Genomic DNA, 11,960 nt, shown 5'->3' on the forward strand with positions numbered 1-11,960 from the left:
ATTAATTAATTCATTACGTTACCCAGTAACTCATCAACCGGAACTTTTTGAAAATAAAGCTCTTTGGCTCCTTCATACAAAATTCCCACAGTATTTTCATCCACCATGGTCATACAGGAGTAGCCAAAACCCGGGTTTTCATTCAGTAAAACCTGGTTTGTTTCAGGCCAGGTGTGCCCACCGTCGAAGCTGGTTTTTATGGTCATGTTAATTCTTGCCTCTTTGTCGTTGGGATTGGAGAAGAAGAGGATCTGCTGTTTTTCTCCGTTTAATTCCACATCGGCAGCAATGAGGCTGGCCATGCAGTTGGGTTCGGGTAATGCTGAGTTGGAAGACGGATGGATTGTCCAGGTCTTTCCCAAATCGCTGGTAACAGCTACTGCCCGTCCGTTGGTTTCGTCTTTCACGCGGCGGTTGAGGTCGTCGCGCATGTTGAGCATCAGGCTGCCGTCGGCCAGTTGCACCACCTGTGCTTCGGTGGTGTTGGGTTTGGCGCCGGTGCCGATTTGCCAGGTTTCGCCGCCATCTTTGCTGTAAACGATGGTGGAATGAGCAGTGTACTGGCCGCCATCCAGCGCTTTTTGGCCAATGTCGGCCTTGAATTGCGCCGGAAAAACCAGCGTACCGTCGTTGAGGGTAATTCCGCGGCCGGGTCCCTGGAACAACAACTGCCAGGCGGGGTCTTTAATCTGTTCGGTAATATTGATGGGGTCCGACCAGGTGAGGCCGTCGTCGGTGCTTTTTACCAGCACAAACTGCCCGGTTTCGGTGGGTTTCATTCCCGGCTTCGAGGCCCACCAAAGCATATCTTTTTCGGAGAAGCCGCTGATCCACAATGCGGCCACCCAAATGGTTCCGGTGGTGTGATCGTACAAAACAGCCGGGTCGCCTATTCCGTTGAGGCATTCAGGGTTTCCACCCCATTCGCGCATATCCATAATTACGCGCATGGGTTCCCAGGTTTGCCCGCCGTCGGTGCTGCGGCTCATCCCCACATCGATGTCTTCCTGCAAATCCTTACTGTTGTTGTAGCGGTTGTCGTACACGGCAATGAGCGTTCCTTCGTTGGTGGTTACCATTCCCGGAATGCGGTAGGTATCGCAGTTGTCCTGCCCTGCAGCGCGAACGACATTAGCTGGCCGATAAGCAAATTCAGATTCCGGTTCGAGATTCAACACCGAACCATCCTCAAATTGCAACTCCACATGTTGAATGGAGAAACTTTCGGTAAGAATTGCATCATCTTTCACCTGAAAACCAAAGGAAAGGGTATGATTTCCGGGGCCAATTTCGGCTGTTGCATCAATTTCTGCCTTGTTGTCTTTCAGTTGCAGACCATTATCTGTAATTGGCTCGAATTGTTCTTCGCCGTTTTTGGAGTGATTTATTTTCACCGATTCCAAAATAGAGGGGCTGCTATTTTCTGTAAAATATAATATTGTAGTGGTGAGCTGGTAAATTTTCCCGGTGTCGGGAACCGAAATTTTAACCTGCAACACATCGGGGTTTTCGCGGCCAACAAATAACGGAACGCGATTGAGATGGATTGAACTGGCGCTGAATTCGGGAACTTTCTCTTCTATTACGCAAGCGAAAAAAAGGATTGTTATAAAAAATAAAACTGAAAATTTGTTCATGATGGTTTGCTTTACTGAGCGATGAAAATAGTGAAAAAATAAGAGAATTGAAGGTCCGATTCGAACCTTCAATCCATACCAAACTAAATCTATGAAAAATTGAAATCCTTTTCTCTGTTTCACCCGGATTAATAACCAGGCGTCTGTTCCAGTTTTGGATCGACATTCAATGTATTCACATCAACCGGCCACAGTAATTTATGTGCTTCTCCTGTACTTAATACAGCTGGATTTCCGTAATTAACAGCATCGGAAAATACCAATGGGTCTCCAGAAGCATCGTGCATGCGACGCACGTCGAACCAGCGCTTGCCTTCACAAACAAATTCTTTATCGCGCTCAGCTAAAATTGCCCGTTCGTTGGTGGCAAAGTCGCCATTGGTGTAGGCATGTTCTGCCGGGCTGTAATTGTCGCCATAAGCTCTTTGGCGAATCATGTTAATGTACTGTGCAGGATTTCCGCCTTTCATATTTTCCACTTCTGCCAGCATTAACAATACATCAGCATAACGATAAACTGGGATGTCGTCAGAATAAACACGGTTGCCATCAGCATTAATCAAGCCCAAAAATTTACGCATGATTGTTCCGCCGTCGATCAACTCCCCGGTTTCTTCATCCTTATCGTAAATATCAAGGAAAATAGAATACTTGCGTGAATCGAGTTCATCGTAACTTTCAAACAAAGGGAAAATATATTCGTGACGTAACAAGCCGTTTCCCTTGGTATTAAGGGGGTCGGAGCTTTGCGAACCATCAGCTAAATATTTTCCAGCTATCAGGTTTTGCTGATACCGGAACAAGTAATGAAAAGTAGTGGCTTCTGTTTCCAGAAATCGAAGCGCAAATATAATTTCGTCATTTCCTTTATTGTCATATTCGAATACAGATGAATAATCGTCGAGCAAAGAAAACTTCCCTTTCACTTCATTCAGTGCACTTTCAGCAACAGTCAAATCATTTGAAGCAGGTGTCTGATCTCCTGTAGTAACTTTTGCTGACCACAGATAGATATCGGCTTTCAGCATTAAAGTAGCGTATTTTGACCAGGAACCTTTTTGATTTTTAATTTCAATGTTGGAACCAAAATAATTCTCGGATTTTTCCAAATCACTTTTTATAAAATCCAGAACTTGTTTTGGCGTGCTTCGCTCTGTGTATAAAGGCTCTGCACTGTTTTCGCCCTGCATCACTTTAGGTTCAGTAACAACAGGAACCCCACCGTAAGTTTTATACAAATAGCTGTACAAAAATGCTCTTAATCCGTATAATTGTCCCAGGTAATAATTTTTACTGTCATCAGTTAAAAAATCAGCCTCGTTCTCCAGCTTATTGATTCCCAGGTTTATCGAAAGAATGCGTTGATAAAATCCGCCCCATCCGCTGATACCGGTTTTGTCTTTGGTAAAATCCTGGTCTTTAACCGGGCTTGAATCATTTAACGAAGTACCTGTAGATGATAATCCGTGTTTGTGAAGTCCTCCTCTTGCCTCTCCAAGAAGCCATAATGTTGAGTGCAACCCACGAACCTGGCTGTGTACGCCAAGTACATAACCTTCTACCTGGGCTTCATTTTGCCAGAAGTTCTCACTTCCATAGTAGTCAAGCGGGCCCAAATCTAGCGAATCGCAAGACACTAAGGAAACCAAAAATAAAATTAGAACCTTAATTGTTATTATTTGCTTTTTCATTTCTTTTCAATTTTAAATTAATGTCTTTTAAAACTTCACATTTACTCCAAAAATTACAGTTCTTGGACTTGTGTATCCGGCCCACTGCATACTTGAGCCAAATATTTCAGGTCTGTTCAGTTTTGATGCCGTCAGATATCCGAGATTCTGACCAGTAACTGAAAGTGTAACAGCCTTCATGCCAATATCTTCCATTAAATAATTTGGTAACCCGTACGACAGGGAAACTTCTCTGAATGCCAGGTAGTCACCTTTATAAACCCATCGTGAAGATTGCCGGAAATAGTTCCTTGATCCCAACTGGTCGGCCCAGCGGTATTCAGCAAATTCTGCTGTTGGATTGTCGGGAGTCCAGGTGTCTCGTGTTTCAACAAGGGTATTGAATGTACCCTGGCCAAAACCCATGAACCACGGGCGTTGAACATCTAACTGCACAAAACCAAGCGAGTAGTCCATTCTTGCATAGAATGTAAATCCTTTATAAGAAAGGTTTGAAGTAATTCCACCAAACCATTTCGGACGGGTATTTCCCATTTTTACCTGGTCAAAGTCGTCAATAACACCGTCTTCGTTTACATCCAGGAAGTTCATATCACCTGGTTTTAGAGGAAGTCCGTTGCCTTTATCATCACCCAGGGCATCCCAGGCATCCGGGCCATAAACCGGTCGGCCATTCGACCACCATCCGGTTGTAATATCTTTCCGGTTGGCAGCTTCAGCATTCACTTCGTCCCAATCATTGAAAACGCCCAGTGCTTTAAATGCATATAAATCTCCTGGTTGCTGTCCTTCCTGGTATCCGCCAACCCAAATCAGGTTACCGGTTGTTCCGTCGTACACCTGGAAAGCGCCCTGACGGTTGTTTTCCAAACCATTATCCGGTAGCTTCTCAACAATGTTTTTACTGTATGTAATATTGGCAGAAACATCCCATGTCCAGTCTTCTTTTCGCAATGCTTTTACCGACATGTCAACTTCTAACCCCTTGTTTCTGAACTCTCCGTTGTTAGAACTGATAGAGCTGATACCGGATGAGATTGGCAGGGGAATATTTGCATATTTATCCAGTGTCAAACGGTTGTAGTAAGTAAAATTTGTATTGATTTTGTTTTCAAGAAAACTCACATCAATACCTACTTCAGCTGTTTTTGAGCGTTCCCATTTCAGACCCGGATTTGGGATATTCCCAACAACATATCCAACAGTATTATTATAATTAGTATTGTTATAACTTCCCTGAAGTACGTATGCGTCAATATCATTCGGATTTCCATTCAAATCGGAAACATTACCGTTCAAACCGTAACTCGCTCTTACTTTCAAGAAAGAAATCAGCGAATTATAATCTTTCATGAAGTTTTCCTTATTTACTATCCAACCGGCTGATACCCCTGGAAAAAATCCCCAGCGATTATCACCAAGCAAACGCGAATAGCCGTCTTGCCTGAATGTTCCTGAAATCAGGTATTTTTCAGCATAATCATAATTTAATCTCCCAAAATATGAACGTATCCTTTCCTCAATGTGATAGGTATCAATCGAACGTTTCCCTTCGTCCTGAGAAGTAAGTTCGAGGTCGCTAAAATCGTCGGTTGGCGCACCGCTGCCACTGGCACTCAATCCGATCCACTTCTTGTCGTAGAATTCATATCCAACCAGGGCACTGGCCGTGTGATTTCCTTTGGTAAGATCGTAGTTTAATACGGCGTTATACGTTTGGCTCAGCTCTTTATTATAACGTGCCGATGAGCTGCGCGTAGTATTAATAACGCCGGGCCTTGACCGATAATCCTGGTTAAAAGCCTCATAATACCCTTGATCCAGCAACCAGTGAGCATTAACTTTCAAACTTAAATTCTGTAAAAAATCAATCTTGAAACTTTGGCCCATTATAAATTTATTGGTGTTGTTATCCCTTTTCAGCTTGTCGATATTAACAAGTGGGTTACCATCGCCGGTATTGTTTCCAAGAATTAATTCCCCATCCGGATTGTATTCCCTTTGAGTTGGTGGCGTACTCAGCATTCTGCCAAAATAGTTTTGCTCACTTGTTGTGGGAACATCGTACCATTTGGCATCGGTAAACTGAAAATTGCTATTTGAGGTAAACCAGGGACGAATTTTGTACTCGCCGTTAAAGGTAAAATTTAACCGTTTATACCAGGTTTTTGCAGGTTGTCCTTCTGCATCATAATAGCCAATACCGGCATAATATTTTCCCCGTTCGTTGCTGCCGCTAAAGCTTATGTTGTAATCTTGCGTTAAAGCCGGATTGTTAAATGCCGTTTTTTCTTTTATAAATTCCGAGAAAATAATTTCCTTTCCGGTTACCGGGTCAGTCATGGTCTGCCAACCTTGATCCAGCAAGAAAGACAAGTCAGAGGTATAAATCATTGGACTGTAAACGGCCAAAGAAGTTTGGTTTCCATCCAATGGATTTCCATTGTCGTCGAAATAACGGTTACCGGTTCCAAAAGGCTGGGCCTGTCCCAGTTGAGCGATATTGGAATATCCGACCCAATCCCCCTGAGAATCCTGGTACATTTGAGCGGCATTTTGAATACCTTTTCTTAACCAATACAGGTATTCTTCGGCTCCAAAAAACTCATAAGGATTATTCAAATAGTTTAAACCGTATTTTACATTTAACACAACCTCAGGTGCTCCCCCTTTTTTAGTGGTTATAAGAATAACTCCATTATTGGCGCGAGCTCCGTAAAGAGCAGTTGCACCCGCATCTTTTAAAACTTCAATCGATTCAATGTCGTTCGGATTGATGTCATTAAATGCACCCACCTGGCCATCAATCAAAACCAAAGGCGAGCCGGTGCCGTCAAAGTTAGTCCCTCCGCGCAGATAAATGGAAGGTGTTGCTCCCGGATTACCGGAAACATTAGTAACCTTTAACCCGGAAACCGCGCCAGTAAGCGCCTGTGCCGGGTTGGCATGAGTTCCTTTAGTGAGCGTTTCTTCTTTAACTGAAGCAATAGAGTTGGTTAGCTTGGAACGCTTCTGTGTTCCGCCATAACCTGTAACAACAACCTCTTCAAGGGCTTCTACACTTGTTGCTAATTCTACGTTAATAGAGGCTCGGCCATTTACCTCTACCTCTTGTGTTGACATACCAATAAAAGAAAAAATCAGTATATCATCGATTGAAGCATCCAGTTGATATTCTCCATCAACATTAGTTACCGTACCGGTTGTAGTACCTTTAACAACCACAGAAACACCCGGAAGAGGCTCACCGGTATCAGCCTCAGTCACAGTACCCGAAATTGTTTCTTGTGCAAACACCTGCCCGCTGATGAGCATTATTAATGCCAACAAGCATAAGCTAAGCAATTTTTTAGTGAAAGTCTTCATAAGCTGTTTTTTTTAATTATTTTCTTTATATATTTGCATTATGTATTACATAACACAGCACAAATATATTTAATAATTTTTTAATTCAAAATTTTTAAGAAATTTGTGTTCAATTTTTTTATAGCTGAAAATCAATTAAATTTTTCGGAAGCATGAACTCACAAGGAAAAGCAGAATACTTATCGACAATTGACACAAGAAGCCTGGTAGATAAAGTTGAAATGAACCTCGTTGATTTTTTCATTAAAAAAGAGTACAAACCCGGTGATGTGATCCCCAAAGAAATGGAATTGGCCAATGCCATGGGCGTGAGCCGCACGGTTATCCGGGAGTCGCTCACCCGGTTAAAAACACTGGGAATAATTGAATCCATAAAACACAAGGGAACCATCATTAAAAGTCCTGATCTTTCCGCTCTGTTGGGAAAATCAATGATTCCGCGTATGCTCGACAATACCACGCTCAAAGATATTTTTGAACTGCGTCTGGTAATAGAAATCGGGATGGCTGATTTGATTTTTCAGCATGTTTCACCCGAAGATATTGCAGATCTGCAACGCATAATTAATAAGGAACCGGAAAAATCGGACGATGTTTTGTTCGACATCGATCATGAAATTAAGTTTCACGGTAAACTTTACGAAATTGCCCACAATGATACGCTTTTAAAATTTCAGCAAATTTTACTGCCTGTTTTTAACTACATGTACGACAGCGGCCTGATAAAAAAACCTATTCAAAAGAAAACCCATGTTTCGCACCAGGGCCTGGTCGATATATTAAAAAATGGTTCTCCCGATAAATTCCGGTCGGCAATGCGCAACCATCTGGAAAACCATTTTCAACGATTATACGGAAAGTAAATTTTCAGCTATCCCTGCAATTTTCACGTTCGTATTTTTCCATTAAATCGGTGAGTAGAAGCAACTCTTTTAGATCTTCATCGGTTTTTTGGGTTTCGCATAATACGATGAAGCGGTTGAGGGCCTCCCTGTAATCGTCTTCAGTTTCTATTTCAATTATTCTTTGTTGCATAATTAATGGGCATCGAGCCAATTGTCGGCAGCATTCATTTCAACGGTTAACGGAACATCAAAATGAACAGCATTTTCCATCTCATTTTTAACAATCTTTTTTACCTCTTCAAGTTCCGTTTTAAACACATCAAAATTCAGCTCATCGTGCACCTGCAATATCATTTTTGATTTTAATTTTTCGTTTTTAAACGATTCAAAAATTTTAATCATTGCCATTTTTATTATGTCGGCGGCCGAGCCCTGTATGGGCGCGTTTATGGCGTTACGTTCTGCCATGCCGCGGACGGTACCATTGGCTGAATTAATGTCATTTAAATAACGCTTACGCCCTTTAATTGTTTGCACATACCCTTTATTTCTGGCCAGTTCTATTTGCCTGTCCATGAATCCTTTAATTTTCGGGAAATTTTCAAAATAACCGTCGATCAACTCTTTAGCTTCTTTCCTGGGAATGTTCAGCCGTTGCGAAAGTCCGTAGGCTGAAATTCCGTAAATGATCCCGAAATTGGCGGTTTTGGCTTTCCGGCGCATGTCGGATGTCACTTCATTTTCGGGAACTTTGTATATTTTGGCGGCTGTAATGGAGTGAATATCTTTCCCTTCGTTGAACGCTTTCAGCATCTCCTCATCTTTGCTCAGCGCGGCCATAATGCGCAGTTCAATTTGCGAGTAGTCAGCCGAAAGAAAGGTGTGTTCCTCGTCCGAAGGAATGAACGCCCTCCGGATTTCACGCCCGGCTTCGTCGCGGATGGGAATGTTTTGCAGGTTGGGGTTGATGGAACTCAACCGCCCGGTGGACGTAATGGCCTGGTTAAACGAGGAGTGAATTTTCCCGGTTCTTTTATTGACGATTTCGGGCAACGCTTCCACATAAGTAGAAAGCAACTTTTTCAGCCCCCTGAATTCCAGGATTTTATTCACAATCGGATGCCTGTCGGCGAGGCGCACCAATACTTCTTCTGAAGTGGAATACTGTTTCGTTTTGGTTTTGCGGGCGTTGGTATCAATTTTCAGTTTTTCGAAAAGAATAGGCCCCAACTGTTTGGGCGACGACACATTGAACTCCTCCCCTGCCATCTCGTGTATCTCTTTTTCAATCTCAATAATCTGCTTCCTGAGTTTTTTGGCATATTCCTTTAATACTTCCGAATTAATTTTCACCCCAGCATTTTCCATGTGCACCAGCACCGGAACCAATGGCATCTCCATTGTTTCGAACAGTTCGCGCATTTCATATTCATCCAGTTTCGGGTCGAGTGCCTGTTTCAGCTGAAAAGTTAAATCCGCATCCTCGCAGGCATAGTCGCGCAGTTTTTCTTTTCCAACCGAGCGCATGCTCAACTGGTTTTTCCCTTTTTTGCCAATCAGGTTTTCGGTGGGTACTTTTTCGTAATTCAGGTAAATGTCGCACAAATAATCGAGGTTGTGTTTTTGCTCGGGTTGAATGAGGTAGTGCGCCAGCATGGTGTCGTACAGCTTTCCTTTCACCTCGATGCCATAATTGCTCAGCATCAGCATGTCGTACTTAATATTCTGGGCAATTTTCAGAATATTTTCATCGGCAAAAATGTCGCGGAATTCATCCATCACTTTCTGCGCCTCCTCTTTTTTTGAGGGCAGCAAAACACAGTAAGCCTCGTGTTTGCGGAATGAAAATGAAAGGCAAACAATTTCGGAAGAATGGGTGTCAAGCCCCGTAGTTTCGGTATCGAAACAAAACGCTTCGGTTACAGAAAGCTCGGCACGCAGACTGGCGCGCTGCATTTCGTTTTCAACCAAATAATACTGGTGGGGAACCGATTCCAGGTTTTCGCGCTTTTGAGCAGCGGGTTGCGCTGCCTCCACATCTCCAAAAAGCGACTGCTGGGTCGCCACACTTGGCTTCACCTCTTCAAGTCCCAGCCGCTGGGCCAGTGTGCGGAATTCCAGATCTTCAAAAATGGCTTTCAGCGCTTCTTTATCAGGCTCATCGCGGGTAAGGCCTTTTTTGTCGAACTCGATGGGCACATCCTGGATGATGGTCACCAGTTTGCGCGATAAATAAACCTGGTCTTTAAACTCCAGCAAGTTCTCCTTCTGCTTGCCTTTCAGGTCGTCAATGTTCTCGTAAATCCCATCGATGCTACCGTATTTGGCAATCAGTTTTTCAGCTGTTTTTGGCCCGATGCCCGGACATCCGGGAATATTGTCGGCACTGTCGCCCATCAATCCAAGGATATCGATTACCTGATCCGTATCTTCTATTCCGAATTTCTTTTTCACTTCTTCGGGGCCCCAGACTTCAGCGGAGCCTCCCTGTTTGGCCGGTTTGTACATTCGCACATGATCTTCCACCAGCTGGGCATAGTCTTTATCCGGTGTCATCATAAAGGTGTCAAAACCTTCAGGTTTGGCTTTTTGAGCCAGTGTACCGATTACATCATCGGCTTCAAAACCTTTCTTTTCAATAATTGGAATATTGAATGCTTCAATAATTTTGCGGATGTAGGGAACTGATTTTCGCAAATCCTCGGGCATTTCTTCGCGATTGGCTTTGTATTCCTTGTACATCTCGTGGCGAAAAGTGGGCGCCGACACATCGAAAACAACCCCGATGTAATGTGGGTCTTCGGCTTCGAGCAACTGCGTGAGGGTGTTTGTAAAACCAAGCATTGCGGAAGTATTTACTCCTTTAGAATTAAACCTCGGGTTACGAATAAATGCATAATAACTTCTGTAAATCAATGCGTAAGCATCGAGAAGGAAAAGTTTCTTCGGGCTGTTTTCTGTCATACTATTTTGTTTTACTGATTATCCTCTGCAAACCACTCGGCAAATGCGGTTACGGTTTCAAAAAGCCGGATGCTGAAAAGCGAAACGTCGGGCGGTAGTTTTTCCTGAAGGATTTCGGCAATGTAACTGACAATATTTTCGGTAGTGGGTTGAAAATCGACCAGGATAATTCGTTCCGAAGTTTTTCGCAGCAACTCAGTTTGTTCTTCAGGCACCAGTTTGTTTACCATTAATGAGTGATCGAACCGGTTGACAATCTCCGATTTTACGAGGTGCTTCAAATCGGCAAAATCCATCACCATGCCGTCTTTCGGATGACCGGGCTGGTTGCGCGGCTCGCCGGCCAGCGTCACTTCCAGGTTGTACGAATGCCCGTGAATATTCCGGCACAGGCCGTCGTATTCGTGAAGCGTGTGTGCCATCTCAAAATGAAACCGTTTGGTTACCCTGATTTTTGCCATCTGTAAACTGTTTTAGAAATCGCAAAATTACAGAAATTCGGACGGAAAGGTTAAGTATCGGGGAAATAATTCAGGATTAAGGTGTAGGCCCGGGAGTAATCCTTTAGCTTCCGTACGATTGCATCATCAAAACTTCCTTTTGTTGATAAAAAGTAAAAAAGCCTGATCAAAAAATCAGCTAATAGTACCATTTCTTTCAGCATTTTACATTACAGCCTCCATGTTATATTAATCTAATTTTGCATTGAGCGATTATATTCACTGCTGTGACCTGGTAAAACAACAGTTGCAAGACAGGATAATTGAAAAAAATAGATTTATGAAAGTTAAAGGAAGAAGACTTTTTTCATTAGTGCAAACAGATACTGAATATTTTAACGATAATCAAGATAAAATTGAACTTTTGGATTGTCAGCAAGATGAGAAAATCTGCAAAAATTATCTTCCGGAAATTAATAACTATTTTCATGAATCGGACATGTATTTTAGAGATAAGCAATTCCAAAAATCAATTGAAGCCTTAAAAAACGCTTTTTACACAACTGAAGAATTCCGGGAGTCTTCCTGCTCAAAATGCGCTGAGTTTATTCAATCAGTAATTATTCAATCGCTGGAAAACATCCATGATGAACTACGAAAAATGTCAACCGGATTGTTTAGCACAAAACGATACCAATTGAGTTGCAACGAAGCAGAAAAAGTGCTAAAGGAATTCAAATCCAGTGGGAACCAATCGGATTACACAAGCAGAAGAAAAAAAAAGAATGAATTTGCGTATGCAGGGTAGATTATCAACTTTTGCTACCCATACTTCTGTTGTAAAATTTAAAAATTGACATTGATAATTTATAGCGTGTTTCCTGCAATAAATTAATTTATTCCACTCTTTTTACTGAATATTTTTAGTTCAAATTAGAAACCCACGTTCTCTGAACGTGGTCAGAGTCGTTTTACGGGTTTGCCTATAAAAGACTCATTGCTAACTTTCGAAAGTTG

The 11,960-nt window shown here is 42.5% G+C and carries 8 protein-coding genes; 2 read left to right on the top strand and 6 right to left on the bottom strand.

What is annotated here, in order from left to right:
* Window positions 1-5: 5 nt before the first annotated feature.
* The 3 genes from BUC07_RS11520 to BUC07_RS11530 all read right to left on the bottom strand — a co-directional run bounded on the left by BUC07_RS11520 (window position 6) and on the right by BUC07_RS11530 (window position 6,694).
* A complete protein-coding gene (locus BUC07_RS11520; RefSeq protein WP_083578217.1) occupies window positions 6-1,637 on the bottom strand; it encodes a sialidase family protein in 1,632 nt (543 codons plus the stop codon).
* Window positions 1,638-1,765: 128 nt separating this feature from the next.
* On the bottom strand, window positions 1,766-3,328 hold the full coding sequence (locus tag BUC07_RS11525; RefSeq protein ID WP_073169537.1) for a RagB/SusD family nutrient uptake outer membrane protein: 1,563 nt from the start codon (window positions 3,326-3,328) through the stop codon (window positions 1,766-1,768).
* A gap of 27 nt (window positions 3,329-3,355) precedes the next feature.
* On the bottom strand, window positions 3,356-6,694 hold the full coding sequence (locus tag BUC07_RS11530; RefSeq protein WP_073169540.1) for a SusC/RagA family TonB-linked outer membrane protein: 3,339 nt from the start codon (window positions 6,692-6,694) through the stop codon (window positions 3,356-3,358).
* Between the two features lie 152 nt (window positions 6,695-6,846).
* Here BUC07_RS11530 and BUC07_RS11535 point away from each other — a divergent pair, with 152 nt between their 5' ends.
* Complete coding sequence (locus BUC07_RS11535; RefSeq protein ID WP_073169542.1) at window positions 6,847-7,557, top strand: FadR/GntR family transcriptional regulator; 711 nt, start codon at window positions 6,847-6,849, stop codon at window positions 7,555-7,557.
* 4 nt (window positions 7,558-7,561) lie between these two features.
* On the opposite strand, the gene BUC07_RS20935 is transcribed toward BUC07_RS11535, so the two are convergent.
* From BUC07_RS20935 to queD, 3 genes are read right to left on the bottom strand one after another with little or no spacing between them, the layout of a single operon-like run.
* Window positions 7,562-7,729: a hypothetical protein gene (locus BUC07_RS20935; RefSeq protein ID WP_175552522.1), complete on the bottom strand. Its 168-nt coding sequence runs from the start codon at window positions 7,727-7,729 to the stop codon at window positions 7,562-7,564.
* Window positions 7,730-7,731: 2 nt separating this feature from the next.
* A complete protein-coding gene (gene polA / locus BUC07_RS11540; protein ID WP_073169544.1) occupies window positions 7,732-10,503 on the bottom strand; it encodes a DNA polymerase I in 2,772 nt (923 codons plus the stop codon).
* 11 nt (window positions 10,504-10,514) lie between these two features.
* Window positions 10,515-10,964 (bottom strand): 6-carboxytetrahydropterin synthase QueD, encoded by a 450-nt coding sequence (gene queD / locus BUC07_RS11545; RefSeq protein ID WP_073169546.1) that lies wholly within the window; start codon window positions 10,962-10,964, stop codon window positions 10,515-10,517.
* A gap of 319 nt (window positions 10,965-11,283) precedes the next feature.
* On the opposite strand from queD, the gene BUC07_RS11550 reads away from it, so the two are divergent.
* Entirely contained in the window at window positions 11,284-11,751 is a 468-nt protein-coding gene (locus BUC07_RS11550; protein WP_139279553.1) for a hypothetical protein, read from the top strand.
* The last annotated feature ends 209 nt before the right edge of the window (window positions 11,752-11,960 follow it).

This window comes from Tangfeifania diversioriginum (assembly GCF_900141875.1).
Taxonomy (GTDB): domain Bacteria; phylum Bacteroidota; class Bacteroidia; order Bacteroidales; family Prolixibacteraceae; genus Tangfeifania; species Tangfeifania diversioriginum.

Bases quoted from the DNA above. Each gene is read 5' to 3' on its own strand.
- BUC07_RS11550 (WP_139279553.1), top strand. From the start codon at position 11,284: ATGAAAGTTAAAGGAAGAAGACTTTTTTCATTAGTGCAAACAGATACT.
- BUC07_RS11530 (WP_073169540.1), bottom strand. From the start codon at position 6,694: ATGAAGACTTTCACTAAAAAATTGCTTAGCTTATGCTTGTTGGCATTA.
- polA (WP_073169544.1), bottom strand. From the start codon at position 10,503: ATGACAGAAAACAGCCCGAAGAAACTTTTCCTTCTCGATGCTTACGCA.
- BUC07_RS11525 (WP_073169537.1), bottom strand. From the start codon at position 3,328: ATGAAAAAGCAAATAATAACAATTAAGGTTCTAATTTTATTTTTGGTT.
- BUC07_RS11535 (WP_073169542.1), top strand. From the start codon at position 6,847: ATGAACTCACAAGGAAAAGCAGAATACTTATCGACAATTGACACAAGA.
- BUC07_RS11520 (WP_083578217.1), bottom strand. From the start codon at position 1,637: ATGAACAAATTTTCAGTTTTATTTTTTATAACAATCCTTTTTTTCGCT.
- BUC07_RS20935 (WP_175552522.1), bottom strand. From the start codon at position 7,729: ATGCAACAAAGAATAATTGAAATAGAAACTGAAGACGATTACAGGGAG.
- queD (WP_073169546.1), bottom strand. From the start codon at position 10,964: ATGGCAAAAATCAGGGTAACCAAACGGTTTCATTTTGAGATGGCACAC.